Here is a 23,334-nt window from a genome sequence, read left to right on the forward strand (position 1 = left end):
ACCCAGGCCGCGCAGCATGGCGGCGACGCGGCCGCGCAGGGTGCGAAATGAGCGAGACGGCGTCCGCGTATCTCGGCCACGCGACGCGCACGCCGGTGATCGCCTGTCACGAATGCGATCTGCTGCAGCGCGAAAGCACCGTGCCCCCCGAGGGCGTGCTGCGCTGCTGCCGTTGCCGCGCGACGCTGTACCGGCGTCACGCGAACAGCCTCGATCGCACGCTCGCCTATGCGCTTGCCGCCTGCGTGCTGTGGATCGTGTCGAACGCGTTTCCCATCGTCGGTCTGTCGGTGAACGGCGATCTCGTCGAAACGACGATGTTCGGCGCGGTGCGCGTGCTATACCAGGACGGCATGTGGCCGTTGTCAGCGTTGATCTTCATCACGACGATGCTGATGCCCGCGTGCCAGGCGCTTGGTCTCGTGTGGCTGCTGTTGCCGTTGCGGCTCGGGCGCACGCCGTATCACGCCGATGCCGTGTTCCGCTTGCTGCGGGTCGCGCAGGAGTGGGGCATGACGGAGGTGCTGATCCTCGGCCTGCTCGTCGCGCTGGTGAAGCTCTCGCATATCGCGGCGGTGGTGACGGGGCCCGCGTTGTGGTCGTTCGGCGCATTGATGCTGCTGCTCGCGGCGGCCGCTTCCGCGTTCGATACGCGCGATCTGTGGTCGCGCCTCCAGGGCGTGCCCGATGCCGGCCCCGCGTTCGACAGCGACACGCCGTTTCCTGCCGGGACGGCGGCGGGGTGCGGCCTGTGTGTCTGCCACGACTGCGGCTTGCTGACGCGCGCTGCGCCCGCGCAAACCCGTGACGAGCGCGACGCCGCGAACGTGCATGCCGCCGTGCACCTGCCGGCGCACGCCGCACATTGCCCGCGCTGCGGCGCGCATCTGCATCTGCGCAAGCCCGACAGCCTGGCGCGCACGTGGGCCTGCCTGATCGCGGCGATCATCCTGTACATCCCGGCGAACGTGCTGCCCGTGATGGACACGAGCTCACTGTTCGGTGCGCAGAAGGACACGATCATGAGCGGCGTCGTGTATCTGTGGACCTCGGGTTCGTGGCCGCTCGCGGTGCTGGTCTTCATCGCGAGCATCGCGGTGCCGATGCTGAAGATTCTCGCGATCGGCTTTCTCGCGATCTCCGCCAATTTCCGCTCCACCTGGCAGCCGGACCAGCGCGCGCGCATCTACCGGCTCGTCGAACTGGTCGGGCGCTGGTCGATGCTCGATATCTACGTGATCGCCGTGCTCACGGCGCTCGTGCAGTTCAACGCGCTCGCCACCGTGCGCGCCGGTCCCGCCGCGATCGCATTCGGCGCGGTCGTCGTGCTGACGATGTTCGCCGCCATGTCGTTCGATCCGCGGCTCATCTGGGATGCGAGGAAAACGGAATGAGCCGGCCGCCCGACCTGCCCGACGCCGTCGCCGTGCCGCGCAAGCGCTGGCACATCCAGTGGATCTGGCTGGTGCCCGTCGTCGCCGTGCTGGTCGGCATCTGGCTCGCAGTGCAGGCGGTGCTGTCGCAGGGGCCGACCATCACGATCAGCTTCAAGACAGGCGAAGGGCTCGAAGCGGGCAAGACGAAGATCAAGTTCAAGGACGTCGATATCGGCGTCGTGAAGCGGGTTGCGCTGTCGAAGGACTACAAGACGGTGGTCGCCACGGCCGAACTGACGCGCGACGCCACCGACATGCTCGTCGACGACACGCGCTTCTGGGTCGAGCGGCCGCGCGTGACGGGCGGCAACGTGTCGGGCATCAGCACATTGTTGTCAGGCGCGTTCATCGGCATGGACGTCGGACGTGGGAAGCAGGAGCGGCGCGACTACACCGGGCTGGAAGTGCCGCCCGTGTTCGCGAGCGACGTGCCCGGGCGCGAGTTCGTGTTGAATGCGTCGAATCTGGCTTCGCTCGATGTCGGTTCGCCCGTCTATTTCCGCCGCCTGCGCGTCGGGCAGGTGACGTCGTACGAACTCGACAAGAACGGCGGCGGCATCACCTTGCATATCTTCGTGAACGCACCGTACGACCGCTACGTGAAGAGCGATTCGCGCTTCTGGGAAGCGGGCGGCATCGATGTCGCGCTCGGCACGGATGGCGTGAAGATCAACACGCAGTCGCTGGTGTCGATCCTGATCGGCGGGCTCGCGTTCGAAACGCCCGCGGCGTCGCTGTCGGAGCCCGAAGCGCCGACGCGCACGCCGTTCACGCTGTTCGCGACGCGTGCCGATGCAATGAAGGTGCAGGACAGGATCGTTGATACCTATGTGCTCAACTTCAAGGAATCGGTGCGCGGCCTGACGGTGGGCGCACCCGTCGATTTTCGCGGCATCGTGCTCGGCGAAGTGTCGGCGATCTACACGCGCTTCGATCCCGTCACGAAACAGATCAGCATTCCTGTCGAGATCAAGTTCTATCCCGAGCGCTTCACGTCGCGGTATGCGGACGGCAAGTCAGGGGCAGGGCGCGCCGCGCGCGATCCGAGGGAAATCGCGGATTTCCTCGTGTCGCGCGGTTTTCGCGGGCAGCTGAAAACGGGCAGCCTGCTGACAGGCCAGTTGTACGTCTCGTTCGATTTCTTCCCGCATGCGCAGAAGGCGAGCGTCGACTGGAGCCGCACGCCCGCCGAGCTGCCGACCGAGCCGAGCGGCCTGCAATCGCTGCAGGAGTCGATCAACCGGATCGTCGCGCGCATCGACAAACTGCCGCTCGAGCAGATCGGCAAGAACACCCAGCAGGCGCTCGCCGATGCGGGCACGCTGATGCAGAGTCTCAATACGCAGGTGGTGCCGCAGGCGAAGAGCACGTTGTCGGCGGCGCAGGCCACGCTCAATTCGGCCAATAGCGCGCTTGCGCCGGACTCGACGCTGCAGCAGGACACGAGCGACGCGATCCGCGAACTCGCGCGCACGGCGGCGTCGTTCCGCGCGCTCTCGGATTATTTGCAGCGCCATCCCGAAGCGCTGCTGCGAGGCAAACAGGAGGACGCAAAGTGAAGCGATCGATGCTCCCGCCCGGCGCATGCGTTTGCGTCGCCGCCGCCATGACCGTGCTGGCCGCGTGCAGTTCGCCGCGCTCGAACTTCTATACGCTGAGCCCCGACGCGACGCTGGAAAGCGCGGGCGCGCCGATGCCGGTGTCGGTCGTGGTCGGGCCCGTGACGGTGCCGGATCTGGTCGACCGGCCACAGCTCGTCACGCGCATGTCGGGCAACGAAGTCAAGCTCAACGAGTTCGCGCGCTGGGGCGAGCCGCTCAGGAGCGGCGTCGCCGCCGTGATCGCCGCCGACCTGACGCGGCTGCTCGGCTCGCCGCGCGTTTCCGTGTCGTCGCAGACGGTGGCGGGCACGGAAGCGTGCCGGGTACGCGTCGACATCTTGCGGTTCGATTCGATGCCCGGCGAGGCGGTCGCCGTCGACGCGCTGTGGACCGTGCGCGTGACGGGCCGCACGGCATTGCTGACAGGCCGTTCGACGATACGCGAGCCGGTGCAGGGCGCGGACGACGCCGCGCTCGTCGCGGCGCACAGCCGGGCGCTCGCCGCCGTGAGCCGCGACATCGCGGCGGCGATCCGGAGCGCGCCGCCGGGTTGAGCCGCAGCTTGAACAGCAGACGCGCTGCGGGTCTGAACCGGCCGGGCGGGCAGACTCTGTACAATGGCCTGATCGACAACCGCACGCACGGCTGCATGGCTTGCGTCGAGGGCGATCGCGTACCGGGCGAACTGCGCCGGATGCGCGCGATGCCCGCCAGATGCGCCCGTCGCACGACGATATGTCGTGCCATGCCTGCTGCCAACGCTTTACCGACATGGCCATCACCTACAAGACTCCCGAAGACATCGCGCGCCTGCGCATCTCAGGTCGGCTCGCCGCCGACGTGCTTGCCATGATCGGCGAGCACGTGAAGCCCGGCATCTCGACGGGCGAACTCGACGCGATCTGCCACGACTACATCGTCGGCACGCAGAAGGCGATTGCCGCGAACGTCGGTTACATGGGTTTTCCGAAGACGGTCTGCACGTCGGTCAATTCCGTCGTGTGTCACGGCATCCCCGATCGCGGCGAGATCCTCAAGGACGGCGACATCATCAATATCGACGTGGCCGTCATCAAGGACGGCTATTTCGGCGACACGAGCCGCATGTACACGGTCGGCGAGCCGAGCACGGTCGCACAGCAACTGATCGACACCACGTATGAGGCGATGCTCGCGGGCATCCGCGAGGTGAAGCCGGGCGCGACGCTCGGCGACGTCGGTCATGCAATCCAGAAGATCGCGCAGCGCGAAGGCTTTTCGATCGTGCGCGACTACTGCGGGCACGGCATCGGCAAGGTCTATCACGAGGACCCGCAGGTGCTGCACTACGGTCAGCCGGGGCAGGGCGTGCGCCTGAAGCCGGGCATGGTGTTCACGATCGAGCCGATGATCAACGCGGGCCGCGCCGGCACGTCGGTGATGCGCGACGGCTGGACGGTCGTTACCAAGGACCGCTCGCTGTCCGCGCAGTGGGAGCACATGGTCGCCGTCACCGATGAAGGCTACGAACTGCTCACGCCGTGGCCCGACGGCACGGGGCGCTACGAGGCACCCTGAAGCGCGACCATGAGGCGCGACCATGAAGCGCCGCCATGAAGCGCGACGGCGTGCCGGAGCGGCCAGCAAGCTGACGGCGCTCAATGCGCTCGCGGCCGCTCGCGCAGGGATGCCATGCAAAATGCCCTGCCTCGCGTGTGCCGGTTTTGCAGCCGCCTGTCAACCCATGCGCGCTGGGTCGCACTGCGCCGAATTAAAGATTTGACTCACGCGTCGGTTCGGTTAAAGCTACGCGCTGGCGCTTCACCCGGATGACACAAGGGATTTAAGGGATTTTCGAACGCATGAGTCCTTCACTGACCGTTCGCCGTATCGCAGCCGATCAGGGCGTCGTCTTCCGCGAGCTTCGTACCGCCTCGCTGCGCGAAGCGCCTTACGCATTCGGCGAGACGCTGGAAGAAGCGCTGTCGGCCGATGCGTCCACGTTCGAAGAAACGGCCGCGCGGCACGCCGCCTCGGCCACCTCGACATCGTTCATCCTTTACACGGAAGGGCATCCTGCCGGTCTGATCGGCGCCTGCTTCGAGGACGCGCCCTCGCATCGCGCGTTCGTCAGCGAGTTGTGGGTCGCGCCCGCCGTGCGGCATCTGCGCGGCGGCGAACTGCTCGTCAACACGGCGAGCGGGTGGCTCGCGGGCGCGGGCGCCACCGAAATCTACGCGTGGATCGCCGACGAGAACCGTAACGCCATGCGCTTCTACGAGCGCCTCGGCTTTGGCCCGACGGGCGAGCACGAGCGTATTGCGCGCGCGCCGGACCAGTTCCAGACGCTGCTCGTGCGGCACGTGCCGCAAGAAACGGCATCGGACGACGCGGCGAACGGCCAGGCCGGTTAAGCGCTTCCTGCGCCGTTCGCCGTTTTCGGGCGTTTCCTGGGCGCCTGTCCCGACCGCATCCTTCCCACTTTTTGTCGATCCGTCCGGCCTGGACCAGCACGCACGCGGCATTTTCCTGTCGCGTGAAGACTTATTGGCAAAAATGCTCACCGTTCGCCAGGACGCCTGTAAAATACGCAAAATTTTTTGCCGAACGCTATGTCGCCGAAGAAATCGCCATTTTTTGAACTGCGCAGTGGCGCGGTCGACACATTGCTGTTTGTCGTCAAGACGACCAACCTCGATGAGATGCGTGCCGAGCTGACCCGGCGCTTCGAGGCGACGCCCGAATTCTTCGCGAACGACACGGTCGCGATTGACGTGCGCCGTCTCGCGGAAAACGAGCGCGTGCCGCTCGCGGATATCGCGAAGCTGCTGGACAGCGTACGCATGCGCCCCATCGGCGTCGTCGCCGACAGCGCGCAGCACGCGTGGGCGAACGAAGCCGGGCTGCCGCTGCTCGATGCGCGCGACGCGCGTGACGCTCGTGTCAGCAAAAGCAACCCGGACGCAGGCGGCGACGAAGCAAAGGCTGCGGCCACGGCGAAAACCGACACGGCGCCCGCTGCAGATGCTGCCGCGCGCGAGCCGGAGCAGGCCGGGTCGGCTGCGGCGGAACCCGTACGCATCGGCACCTCGGCGCAGACGATGGTGGTCGACAAGCCGCTGCGTTCAGGCCAGCGCATTTACGCGAAGGGCGATCTCGTCGTGCTCGGCATGGTGAGCAACGGCGCCGAAGTGATCGCGGAAGGCAACATCCATATTTACGCGCCGTTGCGCGGCCGCGCGCTGGCGGGCGTGCACGGCAATCACGACGCGCGCATCTTCTGCACGTGTCTCGAACCGGAACTGATCTCGATCGCGGGTATTTACCGGACGACCGAGAACCCGCTGCCTGCCGACGTTCACGGCAAGCCGGTGCAGATCTGGCTCGAAGATGAAAAGCTGATGATCGAACCGCTGCGGCTCACCTGACGCGTGCGCCGCGCATGCAGTGCGCGCGCTGCGCGATGGAACTCCCGCCGGACTCAATAGACGAATAGACGAACACAAGGTAAAGGGTAATGGCAAAAATCATTGTGGTGACTTCGGGCAAGGGTGGCGTAGGCAAGACGACCACGAGCGCGAGTTTCGCTTCCGCGCTTGCGTTGCGTGGTGCGAAAACGGCAGTGATCGATTTCGACGTGGGCCTGCGCAATCTCGATCTCATCATGGGTTGCGAGCGCCGCGTGGTGTACGACCTGATCAACGTGATCCAGGGCGAAGCCAACCTGAACCAGGCGCTGATCAAAGACAAGAAATGCGAGAACCTGTTCATCCTGCCGGCATCACAGACGCGCGATAAAGACGCGCTGACGATGGAAGGCGTCGAGAAGGTCATCAACGACCTGATCGCGATGGACTTCGAATACATCGTTTGCGATTCGCCGGCGGGTATCGAGTCGGGCGCGTTGCTCGCCATGCACTTCGCCGACGAAGCGCTGATCGTGACGAACCCGGAAGTCTCGTCGGTGCGCGACTCGGACCGTATTCTCGGCATCCTGTCGTCGAAGACCAAGCGCGCGATCGAAGGCAAGGAGCCCATCAAGGAGCATCTGCTGATCACGCGCTACAACCCGAAGCGCGTGAGCGAAGGCGAGATGCTGTCGCTCACCGATATTCAGGAAATCCTGCGCATCGACCTGATCGGCGTGATTCCGGAGTCGGAAGCCGTGCTGCATGCGTCGAATCAGGGCTTGCCTGCTGTGCACCTCGACGGCACCGATGTCGCCGAAGCGTACAAAGACGTCGTGTCGCGTTTCCTCGGCGAGCAGAAGTCGCTTCGCTTTACCGATTACCAGAAGCCGGGCCTGTTGCAGCGCCTCTTCGGCACCAAGTAAGGGGGGCGCACGTGATGTCGATTCTTTCGTTTTTGCTGGGCGAGAAGAAGAAGTCCGCGTCGATAGCGAAGGAGCGCCTGCAGCTGATCATCGCGCACGAGCGCGTAGGCGGCAAAGCGCCCGCCGATTATCTGCCCGCGTTGCAACGTGAGCTCGTCGCCGTGATCTCGAAATACGTGAAGATTTCGGACGACGATATCCGCGTCAATCTCGAACGACACGACGACCTCGAAGTGCTCGAGGTCAAGATCGAGATTCCGCAGGCTTGAACGGTCTGTAGCTTCTGTAGCGCGACGCGCGTCACCGTTGTCGGGTGGCGCGCCTTGCTGTGCCATCGGTTTTCGTGCGCGCATTCGCTGCGCACTCTCCGCGCATTCTTCCCCCCGTCGTTCCTCCCGAAATAATCCGTTGCACTTGAGGGCATGCGGTAACACCTCCGCTGTCAGCCCTTTCGTCACCTCGCGCATTGAACGGACAACGCCGTCATTCGGTGCTGACACAAGAGGTGAAAACGTGAACAAGTCGATTCGTCTGCTCGCAGCTTCCGCTGTGCTCGTGGTGTCCGGTCTGTCCGCCGCGGGGTCGGCGTCGGCTGCGGAAGTGATCGTCGTGGCGCCGTCCGCGCCGCCTGTCGAGCGCTTCGAAGCCGTGCCCGCGCCGCGCGTGGGCTATGCGTGGGACAAGGGCCACTGGCGCTGGGACCACGGCCGCTACGTGTGGGTGCCGGGTCACTGGCAGGCCGAGCGGGTCGGCTATCACTGGGTGCCGGGCCACTGGGTCGCGCATGGTCCGAACTGGCGCTGGGTGCAAGGCCACTGGGCGTGACGCCCGGGTGAATCCAACCAGCGGGCTCTGATGGCGCGTGTTGACGGCATCGCGCGCGGCCATCCGCCCGTTCTCCGAACGCGCCCGAGAGCGCGCTTTATCGCAACCATCAAGGGAGTCGTCAAATGAGAAAAAGGACCTTGCTCGCGATCGCCGTGCTGGCGGTCACGTTGGCCGGTTGCGTCGTCGTACCGGCACGTCCGGTGTATTACCATCCGGTCGGCGTCGTCGTGTACTGACGATTGTGGGAGGTCGGGCGCGTCTCTGCGGGACGCGCCCGATTTTTTCGGGCGGCAATGGCGAAAGCCAGTCTGCCGCAAGTTCAGTCTTTTGCTTCGCTGCGCGTGGCCGGCCGTTCTTCGTCACGGCGCTCGTCTTCGACTGAAGGCGCCGCAGTGGAAGGCTCAGGCGCGGGAGCGGCGGGCGTCATTGGCGTCATATAGCGCTGCGCCAGCGCTTCGTACAACGGCGGCGCGAACACACTCGATATCCGGCTCGATATGAGCGCCGTCGCCATCAGCGAGATGACGAGCGCGTGGCCGTTGATCATCTCCATCACGATCACGAACGAGGTGATCGGCGACTGCGTGACAGCCGCGAGATAGCCGACCATGGCGAGCGCTATCAGCATCGGCAGCTGCATGTCGCTGAAGGCCATGTGCAGCACGTTGCCGAAGCCCGCCCCGATAGACAGCGATGGCGCGAAGATGCCACCCGGAATCCCCGGCAGATACGAGCCGATCATCGACGCCATCTTCAGCAGCGGATAGAACACCGACAGATGCTCGGTTCCGTACAGCAGCCCGCGCGCTTCCGCGTAGCCGCTGCCGAAGGTGGTGCCGCCCGACACGAGACCGATCACCGCAATGGCCAGTCCGCACAGCGCCGCGAACGCGACAGGCCGCTCGTTGTTCAGGCTGAGCAGCGGCGCGGGCATCCAGCGCCCGGTGTTCAGCAGCAGCCAGCCGAACACGCCGCCCGCGATACCCGTCACGATGCCCGTGATGACGACGGCCACCGCGAGCGAATCAGGGAAATGCGTGCCGATGTCGATCGTGCCGAAGTACGTGTAGTTGCCGTTCAGCCCAAGCGCGATGATCCCGGCGATGATGATGGCCGTGATCAGCACGCCGCTGGCGCGAGCCTCGAAGCTGCGCGTGAGTTCCTCGATTGCGAACACGATGCCCGCGAGCGGCGTGTTGAAGGCCGCCGACAAACCGGCCGCCGCGCCCGCCAGCACCAGTTGGCGTTCGATCAGCGCGTTCGAGCGCGGGTAGAGGCGGCGCAGGTTGAACATCAGCGCTGCGCCGACCTGCACGGTCGGTCCTTCGCGTCCGATCGTGAAGCCGCCGAGTATCGCGAGAAACGACACCAGAATCTTGCCGAGCAGAATGGGAAACGTGAGCAGCCGCATGCCGGCGGCGCTGGTGTTGGAATGCAGCGTCGCAATGACCTGCGGGATGCCGCTGCCTTCGGCGCCGCGAAAGAGGCGTCGCGTGAGCCAGACGGACAGCGCCGCGACGGCGGGCGTCAAAAACAGCGTGAGCCACCGGTGCTCGTTTTGCAGATGAAGGAAAGCGTTGTAACCGAAGTCGATCAGCCGCGCGTAGAAGACGGCCGTGAGGCCGACGGCGATCGCGCCCAGCCAGAAGATGCCGTACTGACGCCACAGGCGCCGTACGCGCCGGCCGATGCTCGAGGACAGCAGGGGTGTCCGTGACATGGGGAGTCGGGCTGGGAAATGGCAAAATTATAGTCGCCTCGCGGGCGGCGGCGCGGCGAAAACGGGCCGGATGTCTGCCCGAACGACCGGGCGGCGGGCGGCGGCCTGTCAAGGGAAGTAACGTCTGGTAACTACGGTGCAGGTCCGGCAAGATTCGACGCTGCCCATTTTGCGGGCAATTGTCGGAGCGGTCGGCTAAAATTGCAGATTGCCAGCGAGCAGCCATAGCAGCCACAACACGGGCCATCAATGAAGCGAATTCTCATCGTCAAAGTCACCTCCATGGGCGACGTGATACAGGCTCAGCCGATCGTATCGGATCTGAAGCGCGCGTTTCCCGGCGTCGAGGTCGACTGGGCAGTCGACGAATCGTTCGCCGAGATCGCCCGCTGGAACCCCGGCACCGACCGTGTGCTGTGCGCACCGCTGCGCCGCTTCAAGAAGGCGCGCCGCTGGTCGGATTTCAAGGCGATCTGGCAGTCGATCGCCGAACTGCGTGCGTATCGCTACGATGTCGCGCTGGATATCCACGGCGTCTACAAGAGCGCGATCATCTCGTTCCTGTCCCGTTCGCGAAAGCGCCTCGGATATGGCAACCAGCATCTCGGCGAGCGCGGCGCCGCGTTTGCCTATACGGGCCGGTTCGCGCCGCCGCGCGATCGCAATGCCTGGAGCGGCATGCGCGAGACCGTCAGCACGGCGCTCGGTTATCCGCTCGACAATCCCCCTGACTACAACCTGCATATTCCCGCGCCGGCCAGGCCGCTCGTCGATACGGGCGGACGCCCGCTGGCGATGTTGTTCCACGCGGCATCCAAGGACGACAAGAAGTGGCCGGCGGCGCACTGGATCGCCATCGCGCGGGACCTTGTGCGGCGGGGCTTTCATGTCGTCGTGCCGTGGGGGTCGCAGGCGGAGCGCAGCGAGGGGCTCGCGATCGTCGATCAGGTGGAAGGCGCGGAACTGCTGCCGCAACTAAGCGTGACCGAAATCGCCCAGGTGATCGCTGCGTCGGACTTCGTGATCGGCGTCGATACGGGCTTCGTGCATCTGGCGCACGCGCTCGGCAAGCGCACGGTGATGATCTTCATCGCCACGTCGCGGGAAACATTTGAGAACAACGTGCCGTTCCGGTCGGTTTCGATTGGGGACGGCAATTCGGTGCCGCCCGTCGCCGAGGCGCTGGCCGCCATCGATCACGTGCACGCCGCCCCGCCCGGTCTCGGCGGGCAGGGGCAATCGGTCGCCGCGGCCTGAGGCCGGCAGGGAAGGCGGGCGGAGCGGGGAGAAAAAAGAAAAGAGGCGCACGCGCAATCGTCCAATTTCGGACGCCGTCGCGAGGCGCCTCTGAAAAGCCCGCGCCTGAAGCGCGCGGACCGAGAGGAAACCTGCAGAACAAACCTGTACAACATCCGTAGAGACCGCGCGGATGTCGACAAGTTCAAACCAATTTCGATTTTTTTCGAATTTTGGGGCGATGCTTCGCGCGGAATTCGCGTCGGCCGTTTGCCGGCGGCATCTGACGATAGATTCGCTCGATGCGCTCGCAATCGTCATTGCGCGTATTACACGCCTGTTAAAACTGTCGCTTTTCTTTTTGCTTTCAGGGGCGCGTGCCGCGCGCCTCGCCGGCCCTTGCGTCGCGACGTACTCCCATTCTGTCGAAGCTTCTCCCGCCAAGGCTCTCCAGGCGGCCTTCATGCGTTTTGCCTGGCGTCTTCTCGTGGCGCGCGCCCGTCATCGCGTGGGTTCGAGGCGCAGCGCGGCGCTCGCCGCCTGTAACACAAGCACAGCCGATGCTTACAAATTGCAACGGCCGCCGCCGTCGGGTTCGTGTTCAATCGAGGTCATTCGGGGTTCGCTCGAATAAAACGATACTGACTCGAAAGGGAGAAAAAACGTGAAACGCTTGATCCTGGCTTTGACGACGGGCGCGCTGCTGGCGGCATCGCTGAGCGGCTGTATCGTGGTGCCGGACGGTGGTGGCTATCACCATCACGGCTACTACTATCGCTGATCGGGCAATGGATGCTGGTGGCCGCTCAGGCCATCAGCACTTCGAAAGCGACGACAGCGGCGATCGCGGCCAGATTGGCGGCCACCGTTTCGACCACGATCCCTTTCCAGCTCACCGGCCTGAAGCGCAGCGCGAGCAGCAGCGAGCCAGGCAGCGCCAGCGCGATGATGACGATATCCGCTTTGCCTAAACGAAAGTTCATCGATGCCTCCCCGTGCAGCATGATTACGTGAAAACGGCGGCAAGCACGGGAGTTTCCCGGCTCTCGTTGGTACGGACTCACGCTTCTCCAACAGGCTCACAAAATAAAAATGGCCCCGGCGCAGTGCATCGCGCCGGGGCCGTTTCGCTTTCGGCTTACGCCTGCAGCCGATGAATTACATCAGCCGTGTGTCGCGCGTTTCGCGCATGCACAGCACGCCGACCATGCTCACCACGGCGGCAGCGGACACGTACAGTCCCACCCACGACAGGCCGCCCTTCGCCGCCAGCATCTGCGCGATGTAGGGCGCCACCGATGCGCCCAGAATCCCGCCCAGGTTGTACGCGACGCCGGCGCCCGTGTAGCGCACGTTGGTCGGGAACAGTTCGGGCAGCAGCGCGCCCATCGGTGCGAACGTGACGCCCATCAGGAACAGCTCGATGATCAGAAACAGCTGCACGAGCGGCATCGAGCCGCTGCCGAGCAAGGGCGCCATCGTGAAGCCCGACAGGATCGCGGCGATACAGCCGACGATCAGCACCGGCTTGCGCCCGAAGCGGTCGCTGGCCCATGCGGACAGCGGCGTCGCGAGCGCCATGAAGACGACCGCGACGCACAGCATGCCGAGGAAGCTCTGACGCGAGATATGCAGCGCAGACACGCCGTACGACAGCGAGAACACCGTCGAGATATAGAACAGCGTGTAGCAGACGACCATTGCGAATGCGCCGAGCAGCACGGGACCGAGATGGCGGCTGAGCAGCGTCGCCACGGGCACGCGCACGCGCTCCTGACGGTCGATCGCTGCCTGGAACGCCGGCGTTTCCGCGATTTTCAGACGCACGTACAGGCCGAGCGCGACCAGCACCGCGCTGACGATGAACGGCACGCGCCAGCCCCAGCTGCGGAACTGCTCGTCGGACAGCGACAGCGCGAGGCCGAAGAACAGGCCGTTGGAGGCGAGAAAGCCGATCGACGGCCCGAGTTGCGGGAACATGCCGAACCAGCCGCGCTTGCCTGCCGGCGCGTTCTCGGTTGCGAGCAGGGCGGCGCCGCCCCATTCGCCGCCGAGGCCGATGCCCTGGCCGAAGCGCAGTACGCACAACAGGATCGGCGCGAGGCTGCCGATCGAGTCGTAGCCGGGGACGAAGCCGATCAGCGTCGTCGACAGGCCCATCACCAGCAGTGACGCAACGAGCGTCGATTTGCGGCCGATGCGGTCGCCGAAGTGGCCGAACAGGAACGAGCCGATCGGCCGCGCGATGAACGCGATGCCGAATGTGACGAACGCCGACAGGGCTTGCGCCGTCGCCGAGCCGTGCGGGAAAAACACCGGGCCGATGACGAGCGCGGCGGCTGTTGCGTAGACGTAGAAGTCGTAGAACTCGATCGCGGTGCCGATGAAGCTCGCGAAGATCACGCGCGAAGCGCTGCTCTTTCGGTCTGCGCCGGGCTGTGCGCTGGAAAGGGGCGATGTGGACATGCAGGGTCTCCAAATGTCGTGACGCAGCCGCGGGGCGGGCGGCGTGCGTTTGTGCGTCTGTTTATGCGTCTAGGCGTGGGGCGAAGCGGGCGCGCGCCATTGTGCCCACATCGTGGCGAACAGCGGTGCGGGCGAACCTGCTACGCGAGACGTTGCGTGTGCAACGAGTCGACAGCTTGCAACGTGCTGACGGGATTGCGCGCGTTGCGTTGCCGTCGGAACGGCTGAAGCGGCGCGAAAGCGAGGCACGATGCAAACCGGGCGGACGCGCGCGCGGGTGGCGCGGCAACGTGACGGTCGCGCTGCGCGCGGCGGGCGGGTGGGCGCGCGGCACGCAGCGATGGCCGGAGATTCCGGCGGATATTTAAAAAATTATAGCGAGGGCGGGCGGCGCACAGCAAGGCGCGCGCCGGGTGTTGTGGCTTGCGGCTTCGTAGGAGCGGTTCGGTTCGCGGTTGTGTCCGCTTCCGTTTCGTTCAGATGCGCTTCGGTTCGCTTCGATTTGCGCTCGCGGCAGGCAGCTGAACGACGGCGGTCGAGCCACTGCCTTCGCGGAATCCCTCGCGCATTGGGCGAGTTTTCAATCGATCGTTTGTGCCTGCGGCGACGCGAACGTGCGCAACTGGAACTTGCCGTTGTCGTTGAAGAGCCAGTCTTCGAACATTTCCACCTGGCCTTTGGCGTTCAGCAGTTTCGGCGGCGGCAGGGGCAAGGGCGCCGAGCGTCGCAAGGTCGCGAGCGCCGTGCTCTCCGCTTCGTCGTCGCCGTTCGTGCGATAGACGTTCGATGCGACGATCTGTCCATTGCGATCCACGATGAACGACACGACGACGAGCGAGCGTAGCATCGCCTGCGGATTGCCGCGCAGCACATACGACGGATTGCGTTCGATGATGCGTTGCGCGACGACCGAGCGGTACTGATCGAGTGTCAGGCTGTTGATCGCGGCGGGCGGTGGCGTGACGACCGCGGGTCGCTCCGGCGGCGTGACGGTGAAGTTGCAGCCTGCGCAGAGCAGCGCGAAGGCGAGTGCCGCTGTTCGCCTGAATGTTGGGTTGATGCGGCCGGGAAGCGAGAGGGTAGACATCACAATAACTCGCACGCGAGATGTATCTTCATCGTAGACGATGCGTGTTGCGGGTCAATGAGCGTTGCTACGGATGTGAGGGGTGGCGCGCATGCGTGGGGCATGGCGTTGGCGCGGGCAGCGCGTTGACGATATTTTGCAAAGGGGGTGCGGTAATGCGCGAACCTGTTTCGATTCCCGCTTCGTAAATCTCCACATGGACAATCTTATCGAAAGAGCGGAAGACGCTGACGCTAGGCCTGACTCTGCAACATCGACGCGCATCCGTGTCGTTCGTTGGGATGCGTCGATGCGTGCTCGAAAATCTCGCGCTTCAGAATATCGACTATGCGATCGAAATCCTCGCGCCAGGCATGCCGCGATTCGAGAAAGCGCAGCACAGACTCGCGAAGGCTGAACGATGGACCAACAAGCAGCCGGGAGTCGTGGCGCAGGTTTGCTCGACGTGCGGGGCGGAGCTTGGGGTTGAGTTTGACTCGTTAGAGATCGAGTCGCCGGCAAGCTGAAGAAAGTATCTGGCGGAGGGTGTGGGATTCGAACCCACGGAGGCCGTAAAGCCTCGCCGGTTTTCAAGACCGGTGCATTCAACCGCTCTGCCAACCCTCCGAGCCCGAAATTGTAACCTGGAACGCCACGCCGTCGGGCAACAAACCACGAGCCCGCTCACGAATCCTTCAAAAACAGCCCTTGAAGATCGTTGAGGAATGCCTGGCCGAGCGGCGTCGGCGCGATCTTTTCGTAGTCGCGCGTGATCAGCCCGCGACGCTCCGCTTCCTGCAAGGCCGGCTCGATCGATGTCATCGGCAGACCCGTGCGCTCGATGAACCGATGCACCGGAAACCCTTCCACCAGCCGCAGCGCATTCAGCATGAATTCGAACGGCAGATCGCGTGCGCCGACTTCATGCTCTTCCTGCACGGCATTGCCCGAACGCGCCTCTTCGATGAACGTCGCGGGATGCTTGTAACGCATCTGCCGCAGGATGCGGTTCGGAAACGACAGCTTCGTATGCGCACCCGCGCCGATGCCGAGATAGTCGCCAAAGCGCCAGTAGTTCAGGTTGTGCTTGCTCTGCCGATGGGGCTTCGCATACGCCGACACCTCGTAGCGCTCATAGCCCGCTTCGCGCGTGCGTTCGTGAATCCAGTCCTGCATGTCGGCGGACGAATCGTCATCGGGGAGCGGCGGCGGAAACTTCGCGAACAACGTGTTCGGCTCGAGCGTCAGGTGATACAGCGACAGATGCGGCGGCGCGAACGACAGCGCCGTCTCGATGTCGGCCTGGCATTCGGCGAGAGTCTGCTTCGGCAGCGCGAACATCAGGTCGAGATTGAAGTTGTCGAATGTGTTCGCGGCCACCTCGACGGCATGGCGCGCCTGCGCCGCGTCGTGAATGCGGCCGAGCGCCTTCAGATGCGTCTCGTTGAAGCTCTGGATGCCGACCGACAGGCGGTTCACGCCGCTTGCGCGGAATTGCGCGAACTTGTCGGCTTCGAACGTGCCGGGGTTCGCTTCGAGCGTGATTTCGGCGTCGGCATCGAGCGGCAGCAGCGCGCGCACGTCGGACAGGAGACGATCGAGCCCCTTCGCCGACATCAGGCTCGGCGTCCCGCCGCCGATGAACACCGTATGCACCTGCCGTCCCCACACGAGCGGCAGCGCCTGTTCGAGATCGCTGCGCAGCGCGTCGAGGTAATCATCCTCGGGAAACGCGCCGCCTTTCGACTCGTGCGAGTTGAAGTCGCAGTACGGACACTTGCGCACGCACCACGGAAAGTGCACATAAAGCGCGAGCGGCGGCAGCGAGGTCAGACGGATGCTGCCGGGCGACGTGAAGGCCTTGATCACGCCGGCTGCCGTCGTGGATGCGTGGCTCACTGCTCCTCCTTTAGCCGCGCGAACAGCTGTTGCAACGCCATCGCGCGGTGGCTGCTCGCGTTCTTCACGGCGGGCGCGAGCTCGGCTGCCGTCGCGTTCAGCGCGGGCAAAAAGAAGTACGGATCGTAGCCGAAGCCATGCGCGCCGCGCGGCGCATCGAGCATCTCGCCGTGCCAGCGGCCTTCGGCGATCAGCGGCTCCGGGTCGTCGGCGTGGCGCACGAGCGCGAGCACGCAGAAGTAGTACGCGCGGCGATCGCTCACGCCGTTCAGTTGTTCGACGAGGCGCGCATTGTTCGCCGCGTCGCTTTTCTCGCCGCCCGCAAGTTGCGCGTAACGCGCCGAATACACGCCAGGCGCGCCGCGCAATGCGCGCACGCACAAGCCGGAATCGTCGGCGATGGCGGGCAGACCTGTCAGCTTCGATGCATGACGCGCCTTCGTCAGCGCGTTCTCGACGAAGGTCGGATGCGGCTCTTCCGCCTCCGGCACGTTCAGCGCGCCTTGCGGGATCAGCTCGATGCCCGCTGTGCCGAACAGCGCCGCGAACTCGCGCAGCTTGCCCGCGTTGTTCGACGCGAGCACGATCCTGCCCAGCGCGTTGTCTTTTCGATCAGTCACCCTTCAACTCCAGTGCTTCCTTTTGCTTGTCGATCAGCGTCCTGATGCCGCTTTGCGCCAGATCGAGCAGCTTGTTCATTTCGTCGCGCGAAAACGGCACGCCTTCCGCCGTGCCCTGAATCTCGACGAAACCGCCGTCGCCCGTCATCACGACGTTCATGTCGGTGTCGCACTGCGAGTCTTCGTCGTAGTCGAGATCGAGCACGGGCAGGCCGTCGAACACGCCGACGGAAATGGCCGCGACGTAATCGTTGATCGGCGAGGTTTCGATGCGGCCCGTCGCGAGCAGCTTCGCGACGGCGTCGTGCGCGGCGACGAAGGCGCCCGTGATGCTCGCCGTGCGCGTGCCGCCGTCGGCCTGGATCACATCGCAATCGATATTGATCGTGCGCGCGCCGAGCCGTTCGAGATCGAACACCGAGCGCAGCGCCCGGCCGATCAAACGCTGGATTTCCTGCGTGCGGCCCGTCTGCTTGCCACGCGCGGCTTCGCGGTCGCTGCGCGTGTGCGTCGCGCGCGGCAGCATGCCGTATTCGGCCGTCAGCCATCCCTGGCCGCGGTCGCGCAGGAACGCGGGCACGCTTTCGGCGACGCTCGCCGTGCAGATCACCTTGGTATCGCCGAATTCGACCAGCACGGAGCCTTCCGCGTGCTTCGTGTAATGGCGCGTGATGCGCACGTCGCGCAGCTGATCGGCGGCGCGGCCGCTGGGGCGTTTCGTGGTGTCGTTCATCGTCGGAATTGAAGGGGATGGAGGGGAAGAGAAGACGGAAGCAAACCGCAATTTTACCGCCGATCGCGCCGCCGCCGCCCGCGCGCTTCAACCCGATGCGCCGCGCCGGGCGCGCTGACTGCCAGCGCGCCGGCCAATGCGTTGCGCAAGCCGTTTGCCCGGGCTTACCCGAAGGCCGCTTCCGGCAGGTGTCGCCGGTAAAAATGGGATAATGCGCGTTCTCCGCCTCGCGTCTCGTAAACGCCGGGCGACTCGAATCCCTGGTCGTGCGATGCGATGTTCGCGCGGCCACAATCGCGAGACCCATCATGATCTACAGTATGACTGGCTATGCGAGCGCCACGCGCGAACTCGCAGCGGCAACGGGCAATGGCGGCATCAGCGTGTCCGTCGAATTGCGCACGGTGAACTCGCGCTTTCTCGACCTCAACTTCCGCATGCCGGAAGACGTGCGCGTCTGCGAGCCGACGCTGCGCGAAATGCTGATGAACAAGCTGTCGCGCGGCAAGGTCGATATCCGTATCAACCTGCAGCGCAGCGAGCAGTCGGCGAACGCAGGCGCGCTCAATCGCGACGCGCTCGCGCAACTCGCTGCGCTGGAGCGCGCGGTGCTCGAATCGTTTCCGGACGCGGGCCGTCTGCGCACGGGCGAAATTTTGCGCTGGCCTGGCGTGCTCGCCGAGAGCGGTGTGTCGCCGGAAGTGCTGCGCGATGCCGTGCTCGAATGCGGCAAGCAGGCAATCGGCGATCTGATCGACGTGCGCGGCCGCGAAGGCGCGCAACTCGCGACCATGCTGCTGAACAACGTCAGCGAGATGGAAGCGATCGTCACGAAGATCACGCCGCTCGTGCCGGAACTGATCGCCAGGCATCAGCAGAAGATCGTCGAGCGGTTGCAGGAAGCACTCGGCATCGCCGCGCCGGACCAGTCGGCGACGATCGTGTCGCGCGAAGAGATCGCCGAGCGCATCCGTCAGGAAGTGACGATGTACGGCATTCGCATCGACATCGCGGAAGAACTGTCGCGCCTCACCGCGCATCTGAACGAAACGCGCCATGTGATTCAAAAGGGCGGCAAGGTCGGCAAGCGTCTGGACTTCATGATGCAGGAGCTGAACCGCGAAGCGAACACGCTGGGCTCGAAAGCGGCCGCGAAGGAACTCGCGGATTCGTCGATGACGCTCAAGCTGCTCATCGAACAGATGCGCGAACAAGTACAAAACCTGGAGTAACGGGAGTCTCACCAGCATGACCGAAACCAAACGCGAAAGCAGCGCGCCGCGCAATCCGTACGCAGGCGTCTATCCCGGCAACCTGTTCATGGTTGTCGCGCCGTCGGGCGCCGGCAAGTCGACGCTCGTCAACGCGCTGCTCGCGCGCGACCCGGCGATCCGTCTGTCGATTTCGTACACCACGCGCCCGCCGCGTCCGAAGGAGCAGGACGGCGAGCACTATCACTTCACGACGGTCGAAGACTTCTTGCAACGGCACGACGCGGGCGAGTTTCTCGAAAGCGCGGAAGTGCACGGCAACTACTACGCGACCTCGCGCGTGTGGATCGAAGAGCAGATGAAAAGCGGCCATGACGTGCTGCTCGAAATCGACTGGCAGGGCGCGCAGCAGGTGAAGAAGCAGTTCCGCAATGCTGTGGAGATTTTCATCTTGCCGCCGTCGCTCGAAGCGCTCGAAGAGCGTCTGAAAAAGCGCGGCCAGGACGAGCCGAACGTGATCACGCGACGCCTTCTCGCAGCGGGCAGCGAGATGGCGCACGCGGCGGAAGCGGAGTACGTCGTGATCAACGAAAACTTCGACCGCGCGCTCGCGGAACTGCAATGCCTCGTGTCGGCGACGCGCTCGCGCTTCGCATCGCAATACGCGCGCCACACGGACCTCTTCATGCAGCTCGGCATTCACTTGCCGCACGCGTGATACGGGCGAGGTCGGAAGGACATAAGGTAGAATAACCAACATACAGAGAAGGAATTTTCAACATGGCCCGCATTACCGTCGAAGACTGTCTGAAACAGATCCCGAATCGCTTCGAACTGGCGCTTGCCGCGACCTATCGCGCACGTCAGCTCGCTCAAGGCCACACGCCGAAAATCGAAAGCCGCGACAAGCCCACGGTGGTCGCGTTGCGTGAGATCGCGGCTGGCCAGGTTGGCGTCGAAATGCTGAAGAAGGTGCCCGTCTAAGGCACGCTTCAACGTTTGATCGTCATGTAACTCAACCCCATGCGTGCAGACGGCACTATCGACACGGAGGCGACCATGAGCACCGACCCCTCGCCATCCGCCACGGAAGTGGACCACGCTGCCCACGAACACGATAGCGACTCGCCATCGTCTGCACGCAAGTACATCGACGCGGTCCTCGAACAATCGTTTCGTCATCTGTTCGGACCGACCGCCACGCCGGAGCAGCCGCGCCGGCATGACGTCGTCTCCATCGCCAAGCTGACCACTGCGCTTTCGGACTACCTGAGCCCGGAAGAGATCAAAGAGGTCAAGGCTGCCTTCCACTTCAGCGACGAAGCCCACCTCGGGCAATACCGTCAAAGTGGCGAACCCTACATCACGCACCCGGTTGCCGTCGCGGAAACGTGCGCGGCCTGGAAGCTCGACGCGCAGTCGATCATGGCGGCGCTGCTGCACGACGTGATGGAAGACCAGGGCGTGACCAAGACCGAACTCGCGGAGCGGTTTGGCCCGAAGGTCGCGGAACTGGTCGACGGGTTGTCGAAGCTGGACAAGATGGAGTTCCGCAGCCGCGAGGAAGCGCAGGCGGAGAACTTCCGCAAGATGCTGCTTGCGATGGCGCGTGACGTGCGCGTGATCCTCGTGAAGCTCGCGGACCGGCTGCACAACATGCGCACGCTCGGCGCCGTGCCGCCGGAAAAGCGCCGCCGCGTCGCGCGCGAAACGCTCGATATTTATGCGCCCATCGCGCACCGGCTCGGCCTGAACAATACCTATCGCGAGCTGCAGGACCTGAGCTTCGCGAACTTCAATCCGCACCGTTACGCGACGCTCGAAAAAGCGGTGAAGGCTGCGCGCGGCAATCGCCGCGAAGTGGTCGGCAAGATTCTCGAGTCGGTGCAGCGCGCCATCTCGGACGCGAAGCTCGATGCCGAAGTGACGGGCCGCGAGAAAACCATCTTCAGCATCTACAAGAAGATGCGCGACAAGCAGTTGTCGTTCTCTCAGGTGCTGGACGTGTACGGCTTCCGCGTGGTCGTCGAGAACCCGCTCGAATGCTATACGTGCCTCGGGGCGCTGCATGCGCTCTACAAGCCGGTGCCGGGCAAGTTCAAGGACTACATCGCGATCCCGAAGGTCAACGGCTATCAGTCGCTGCATACCACGCTGGTCGGCCCGTTCGGCGCGCCCATTGAATTCCAGGTGCGCACGCGCAAGATGCACGAGATCGCGGAAGCGGGCGTCGCGGCGCACTGGCTGTACAAGAACGGCGGCGCCGATCTGAACGACGTGCAAAAGCGCGCGCATCAGTGGCTCAAGTCGCTGCTCGACATTCAGAGCGAAGTCGGCGATTCGAGCGAATTCCTCGAACACGTGAAGATCGACCTGTTCCCGGATGCCGTCTACGTGTTTACGCCGAAGTCGAAAATCATGGCGCTGCCGCGCGGCGCCACGGCGCTCGACTTCGCGTATTCGATCCACAGCGACCTGGGCAACCAGTGCGTCGCCGTGAAGATCAACAATGAACTGCTGCCGCTGCGCACCGAGTTGAAGAGCGGCGATATCGTCGAAGTGATCACGGCGCCGTATTCGAAGCCGAACCCTGCGTGGCTCGGCTTCGTGCGCACCGGCAAGGCGCGCACCGCGATTCGCCACTATCTGAAGACGATGCGCCTGAACGAGTCGGTGCAGTTGGGCGAACGTCTAGTCGATCAGTCGCTCAAGGGCTATGGCCTCGCGCTCTCCGACGTCACGCCGGAAGTGTGGGACAAGCTCGTGCTGTGGACGGGCAACAAAAACCGTCAGGAAATCTTCGCGGATATCGGTCTGGGCAGGCGTGTGGCGGCTGTGATGGCCAAGCGGATCGAAGTGCTGATGAACGGTCGCGAGGGCCACGACGGCGACGACGATCACCCGCGCGAACATGGCACGTCGACTGCGCCGCCCGTGGTCATCACGGGCACGGAAGGCATGTCAGTGCAGTTGTCGGCCTGCTGCCGCCCGATTCCCGGCGACGACATCATGGGCTACATCGGCATCGGCCTTGGCATGGCCATCCACACCACCGATTGCCGCGTCGCGCAGCGTATTCACCGGCGCGATCCGGGCCGCTGGATCGACGTCGCATGGGCGCCGCAGCCCGGCCGCCTGTTCGATGTCGCGGTCAAGGTGCTGGTCAAGAATACGAAGGGCGTGTTCGCACGCGTTGCCGCGGATATCACGTCCGCCGACGCGAACATCGTTCACATTGCGATGGACGAAGATCAGTCGCAGGAATCGACGGTGTTGCGCTTCGTCATCCAGGTCAGCGACCGTGTGCATCTGGCCAACGTGATGCGCCGCGTGCGGACCAATCTCGACGTGATGCGCATCGCGCGCGAACGGCCGAGCGAAGAAGGGCATCGTCATCACGACGGCGGCATGCGGATCGACCGCGAGCGCGCCGATTACTGAAATCGAAGTTGAGAGGCGGGCGCGTCGCTTGCACATAGTTGGCACGATGACGCTCCGCCTTTGCCTGTCCACAGGAACAACGCGATGAACGTAGCTGATCTCTCCGATCTGGCGCTCGACTACTGGGTCGCCCGCAGCCTGCACGACTTCGTGCGCGAAATCTACTTTACCGACAGCGGGCGCGTCGTCTCGATTCGCGGCAACGATCGTGGCCGTCCGTGGGATGGGCGCTTTACGCCGTCGACATCATGGGAGGCGGCGGCCGTCGTGCTCGAGCGCGCGCAGCGGCTCGAAGTGCGCGATCGCACGCGCGACGGCGCTGCACATTGCGTCGCGGACTTCGAGGGTGGCCACCGCACGGTGTCCGCGCATGGCGAATCGTTGCGGATCGCGCTTCTGAGGGCGTTTGTCCTCAGCCAGTTCGGCGATACCGTCGACGACGTTCTTCGACAGCCGCAGTCGCTGTTTGGCCCACGGGCGACGCCGATCGGCGAGCAGACGTCGCCGCTGGGCATCGAGAACGAACTGCCGAAACCGGATGGCGAGATTGGCGATATCAAGTCGGCGCCGCGCTGAAGCAACGGGCTGTTCGGTGTCGCCTGGAAGGTTCGACGCCGAAGAGAAGAGACGAAAAGCGGGAAGGGAAAAGACAAAGGGCCTTCCGGATGGAAGGCCCTTCATGGGTGGCGCGGCTGGCAGGATTCGAACCCACGACCCCTTGGTTCGTAGCCAAGTACTCTATCCAACTGAGCTACAGCCGCACGC

25 protein-coding genes and 2 tRNA genes are annotated in these 23,334 nt (G+C 64.4%); 18 read left to right on the plus strand and 9 right to left on the minus strand.

Annotated elements, in window-relative coordinates; genetic code table 11:
• Window positions 1–47 precede the first annotated feature (47 nt).
• The 9 genes from KFO72_RS35065 to KFO72_RS35105 all read left to right on the plus strand — a co-directional run bounded on the left by KFO72_RS35065 (window position 48) and on the right by KFO72_RS35105 (window position 8,174).
• Window positions 48–1,394, plus strand: a complete 1,347-nt coding sequence (locus KFO72_RS35065; protein ID WP_107202973.1) for a paraquat-inducible protein A — start codon at window positions 48–50, stop codon at window positions 1,392–1,394.
• Window positions 1,391–2,995: an intermembrane transport protein PqiB gene (locus KFO72_RS35070; RefSeq protein ID WP_225034019.1), complete on the plus strand. Its 1,605-nt coding sequence runs from the start codon at window positions 1,391–1,393 to the stop codon at window positions 2,993–2,995. Before KFO72_RS35065 ends, KFO72_RS35070 begins: the two co-directional genes overlap by 4 nt.
• Window positions 2,992–3,591, plus strand: coding sequence for a membrane integrity-associated transporter subunit PqiC (locus KFO72_RS35075; RefSeq protein WP_054933996.1), 600 nt, complete (start codon window positions 2,992–2,994; stop codon window positions 3,589–3,591). The genes KFO72_RS35070 and KFO72_RS35075 overlap by 4 nt, the downstream gene beginning before the upstream one ends.
• 217 nt (window positions 3,592–3,808) lie before the next feature.
• Window positions 3,809–4,594, plus strand: a complete 786-nt coding sequence (gene map / locus KFO72_RS35080; protein WP_054933997.1) for a type I methionyl aminopeptidase — start codon at window positions 3,809–3,811, stop codon at window positions 4,592–4,594.
• 284 nt (window positions 4,595–4,878) lie between these two features.
• Entirely contained in the window at window positions 4,879–5,430 is a 552-nt protein-coding gene (locus KFO72_RS35085) for a GNAT family N-acetyltransferase (RefSeq protein ID WP_054933998.1), read from the plus strand.
• Between the two features lie 198 nt (window positions 5,431–5,628).
• The gene (gene minC, locus KFO72_RS35090; RefSeq protein ID WP_225034020.1) at window positions 5,629–6,444 is read left to right on the plus strand and encodes a septum site-determining protein MinC; all 816 of its coding nucleotides are present in this window, start codon (window positions 5,629–5,631) and stop codon (window positions 6,442–6,444) included.
• Window positions 6,445–6,533: 89 nt separating this feature from the next.
• Window positions 6,534–7,349, plus strand: coding sequence for a septum site-determining protein MinD (gene minD, locus KFO72_RS35095; RefSeq protein ID WP_054934000.1), 816 nt, complete (start codon window positions 6,534–6,536; stop codon window positions 7,347–7,349).
• A gap of 14 nt (window positions 7,350–7,363) precedes the next feature.
• Complete coding sequence (minE, locus tag KFO72_RS35100; RefSeq protein ID WP_007583338.1) at window positions 7,364–7,618, plus strand: cell division topological specificity factor MinE; 255 nt, start codon at window positions 7,364–7,366, stop codon at window positions 7,616–7,618.
• A gap of 244 nt (window positions 7,619–7,862) precedes the next feature.
• Window positions 7,863–8,174, plus strand: a complete 312-nt coding sequence (locus KFO72_RS35105; protein ID WP_060601963.1) for a YXWGXW repeat-containing protein — start codon at window positions 7,863–7,865, stop codon at window positions 8,172–8,174.
• Between the two features lie 322 nt (window positions 8,175–8,496).
• On the opposite strand, the gene KFO72_RS35110 is transcribed toward KFO72_RS35105, so the two are convergent.
• Window positions 8,497–9,897, minus strand: a complete 1,401-nt coding sequence (locus KFO72_RS35110; RefSeq protein WP_054934002.1) for a chloride channel protein — start codon at window positions 9,895–9,897, stop codon at window positions 8,497–8,499.
• Window positions 9,898–10,146: 249 nt separating this feature from the next.
• Between KFO72_RS35110 and waaC the strand changes: the two genes are divergently transcribed.
• Both waaC and KFO72_RS35120 read left to right on the plus strand, forming a co-directional pair.
• On the plus strand, window positions 10,147–11,154 hold the full coding sequence (waaC, locus tag KFO72_RS35115) for a lipopolysaccharide heptosyltransferase I (RefSeq protein WP_060601956.1): 1,008 nt from the start codon (window positions 10,147–10,149) through the stop codon (window positions 11,152–11,154).
• Window positions 11,155–11,326: 172 nt separating this feature from the next.
• Entirely contained in the window at window positions 11,327–11,767 is a 441-nt protein-coding gene (locus tag KFO72_RS35120) for a hypothetical protein (RefSeq protein WP_225034021.1), read from the plus strand.
• Between the two features lie 172 nt (window positions 11,768–11,939).
• Here the strand turns inward: KFO72_RS35120 and KFO72_RS35125 are convergent, their stop codons facing one another.
• A complete protein-coding gene (locus tag KFO72_RS35125; RefSeq protein ID WP_225034022.1) occupies window positions 11,940–12,116 on the minus strand; it encodes a hypothetical protein in 177 nt (58 codons plus the stop codon).
• A 175-nt stretch (window positions 12,117–12,291) separates the two neighbouring features.
• Entirely contained in the window at window positions 12,292–13,599 is a 1,308-nt protein-coding gene (locus KFO72_RS35130; protein WP_060601950.1) for an MFS transporter, read from the minus strand.
• Window positions 13,600–13,775: 176 nt separating this feature from the next.
• Between KFO72_RS35130 and KFO72_RS35135 the strand changes: the two genes are divergently transcribed.
• The gene (locus KFO72_RS35135; RefSeq protein ID WP_148654585.1) at window positions 13,776–13,967 is read left to right on the plus strand and encodes a hypothetical protein; all 192 of its coding nucleotides are present in this window, start codon (window positions 13,776–13,778) and stop codon (window positions 13,965–13,967) included.
• Window positions 13,968–14,179: 212 nt separating this feature from the next.
• On the opposite strand, the gene KFO72_RS35140 is transcribed toward KFO72_RS35135, so the two are convergent.
• The gene (locus KFO72_RS35140) at window positions 14,180–14,686 is read right to left on the minus strand and encodes an energy transducer TonB (RefSeq protein WP_054934006.1); all 507 of its coding nucleotides are present in this window, start codon (window positions 14,684–14,686) and stop codon (window positions 14,180–14,182) included.
• A 293-nt stretch (window positions 14,687–14,979) separates the two neighbouring features.
• Between KFO72_RS35140 and KFO72_RS35145 the strand changes: the two genes are divergently transcribed.
• Window positions 14,980–15,192 (plus strand): hypothetical protein, encoded by a 213-nt coding sequence (locus KFO72_RS35145; protein ID WP_225034023.1) that lies wholly within the window; start codon window positions 14,980–14,982, stop codon window positions 15,190–15,192.
• Between the two features lie 10 nt (window positions 15,193–15,202).
• Here the strand turns inward: KFO72_RS35145 and KFO72_RS35150 are convergent.
• The 4 genes from KFO72_RS35150 to rph form a co-directional block, all read right to left on the minus strand.
• Window positions 15,203–15,292, minus strand: a tRNA-Ser gene (locus KFO72_RS35150).
• Window positions 15,293–15,349: 57 nt separating this feature from the next.
• On the minus strand, window positions 15,350–16,564 hold the full coding sequence (gene hemW / locus KFO72_RS35155) for a radical SAM family heme chaperone HemW (RefSeq protein WP_054934007.1): 1,215 nt from the start codon (window positions 16,562–16,564) through the stop codon (window positions 15,350–15,352).
• Entirely contained in the window at window positions 16,561–17,184 is a 624-nt protein-coding gene (gene rdgB / locus KFO72_RS35160; RefSeq protein ID WP_176055016.1) for an RdgB/HAM1 family non-canonical purine NTP pyrophosphatase, read from the minus strand. The genes hemW and rdgB overlap by 4 nt, the downstream gene beginning before the upstream one ends.
• On the minus strand, window positions 17,177–17,917 hold the full coding sequence (gene rph, locus KFO72_RS35165; RefSeq protein ID WP_054934009.1) for a ribonuclease PH: 741 nt from the start codon (window positions 17,915–17,917) through the stop codon (window positions 17,177–17,179). The genes rdgB and rph overlap by 8 nt, the downstream gene beginning before the upstream one ends.
• Before the next feature lie 308 nt (window positions 17,918–18,225).
• Here rph and KFO72_RS35170 point away from each other — a divergent pair, with 308 nt between their 5' ends.
• From KFO72_RS35170 to KFO72_RS35190, 5 genes are all read left to right on the plus strand, one after another.
• Window positions 18,226–19,149, plus strand: a complete 924-nt coding sequence (locus KFO72_RS35170) for a YicC/YloC family endoribonuclease (protein ID WP_035989873.1) — start codon at window positions 18,226–18,228, stop codon at window positions 19,147–19,149.
• 16 nt (window positions 19,150–19,165) lie between these two features.
• Window positions 19,166–19,846, plus strand: coding sequence for a guanylate kinase (gmk, locus tag KFO72_RS35175; RefSeq protein WP_035989876.1), 681 nt, complete (start codon window positions 19,166–19,168; stop codon window positions 19,844–19,846).
• A 62-nt stretch (window positions 19,847–19,908) separates the two neighbouring features.
• Window positions 19,909–20,112: a DNA-directed RNA polymerase subunit omega gene (gene rpoZ, locus KFO72_RS35180; protein ID WP_006025620.1), complete on the plus strand. Its 204-nt coding sequence runs from the start codon at window positions 19,909–19,911 to the stop codon at window positions 20,110–20,112.
• Window positions 20,113–20,187: 75 nt separating this feature from the next.
• Complete coding sequence (locus KFO72_RS35185) at window positions 20,188–22,569, plus strand: RelA/SpoT family protein (protein ID WP_054934042.1); 2,382 nt, start codon at window positions 20,188–20,190, stop codon at window positions 22,567–22,569.
• Between the two features lie 84 nt (window positions 22,570–22,653).
• Window positions 22,654–23,145 (plus strand): phage protein NinX family protein, encoded by a 492-nt coding sequence (locus KFO72_RS35190; RefSeq protein ID WP_060601937.1) that lies wholly within the window; start codon window positions 22,654–22,656, stop codon window positions 23,143–23,145.
• A 108-nt stretch (window positions 23,146–23,253) separates the two neighbouring features.
• On the opposite strand, the gene KFO72_RS35195 is transcribed toward KFO72_RS35190, so the two are convergent.
• Window positions 23,254–23,330 (minus strand) — tRNA-Arg (locus KFO72_RS35195).
• Window positions 23,331–23,334: the final 4 nt, after the last annotated feature.

It is taken from the genome of Paraburkholderia sp. XV, from assembly GCF_020177535.1.
In the GTDB taxonomy this organism is placed as follows: Bacteria; Pseudomonadota; Gammaproteobacteria; order Burkholderiales; family Burkholderiaceae; genus Paraburkholderia; species Paraburkholderia caribensis.

Coding starts and splice junctions, on each gene's coding strand:
- rpoZ (WP_006025620.1), top strand. CDS start 19,909: ATGGCCCGCATTACCGTCGAAGACTGTCTGAAACAGATCCCGAATCGC.
- KFO72_RS35125 (WP_225034022.1), bottom strand. CDS start 12,116: ATGAACTTTCGTTTAGGCAAAGCGGATATCGTCATCATCGCGCTGGCG.
- KFO72_RS35130 (WP_060601950.1), bottom strand. CDS start 13,599: ATGTCCACATCGCCCCTTTCCAGCGCACAGCCCGGCGCAGACCGAAAG.
- KFO72_RS35170 (WP_035989873.1), top strand. CDS start 18,226: ATGATCTACAGTATGACTGGCTATGCGAGCGCCACGCGCGAACTCGCA.
- minC (WP_225034020.1), top strand. CDS start 5,629: ATGTCGCCGAAGAAATCGCCATTTTTTGAACTGCGCAGTGGCGCGGTC.
- KFO72_RS35140 (WP_054934006.1), bottom strand. CDS start 14,686: ATGTCTACCCTCTCGCTTCCCGGCCGCATCAACCCAACATTCAGGCGA.
- minD (WP_054934000.1), top strand. CDS start 6,534: ATGGCAAAAATCATTGTGGTGACTTCGGGCAAGGGTGGCGTAGGCAAG.
- waaC (WP_060601956.1), top strand. CDS start 10,147: ATGAAGCGAATTCTCATCGTCAAAGTCACCTCCATGGGCGACGTGATA.
- KFO72_RS35065 (WP_107202973.1), top strand. CDS start 48: ATGAGCGAGACGGCGTCCGCGTATCTCGGCCACGCGACGCGCACGCCG.
- minE (WP_007583338.1), top strand. CDS start 7,364: ATGTCGATTCTTTCGTTTTTGCTGGGCGAGAAGAAGAAGTCCGCGTCG.
- KFO72_RS35120 (WP_225034021.1), top strand. CDS start 11,327: ATGTCGACAAGTTCAAACCAATTTCGATTTTTTTCGAATTTTGGGGCG.
- KFO72_RS35190 (WP_060601937.1), top strand. CDS start 22,654: ATGAACGTAGCTGATCTCTCCGATCTGGCGCTCGACTACTGGGTCGCC.
- KFO72_RS35070 (WP_225034019.1), top strand. CDS start 1,391: ATGAGCCGGCCGCCCGACCTGCCCGACGCCGTCGCCGTGCCGCGCAAG.
- rph (WP_054934009.1), bottom strand. CDS start 17,917: ATGAACGACACCACGAAACGCCCCAGCGGCCGCGCCGCCGATCAGCTG.
- map (WP_054933997.1), top strand. CDS start 3,809: ATGGCCATCACCTACAAGACTCCCGAAGACATCGCGCGCCTGCGCATC.
- KFO72_RS35110 (WP_054934002.1), bottom strand. CDS start 9,897: ATGTCACGGACACCCCTGCTGTCCTCGAGCATCGGCCGGCGCGTACGG.
- KFO72_RS35185 (WP_054934042.1), top strand. CDS start 20,188: ATGAGCACCGACCCCTCGCCATCCGCCACGGAAGTGGACCACGCTGCC.
- gmk (WP_035989876.1), top strand. CDS start 19,166: ATGACCGAAACCAAACGCGAAAGCAGCGCGCCGCGCAATCCGTACGCA.
- KFO72_RS35085 (WP_054933998.1), top strand. CDS start 4,879: ATGAGTCCTTCACTGACCGTTCGCCGTATCGCAGCCGATCAGGGCGTC.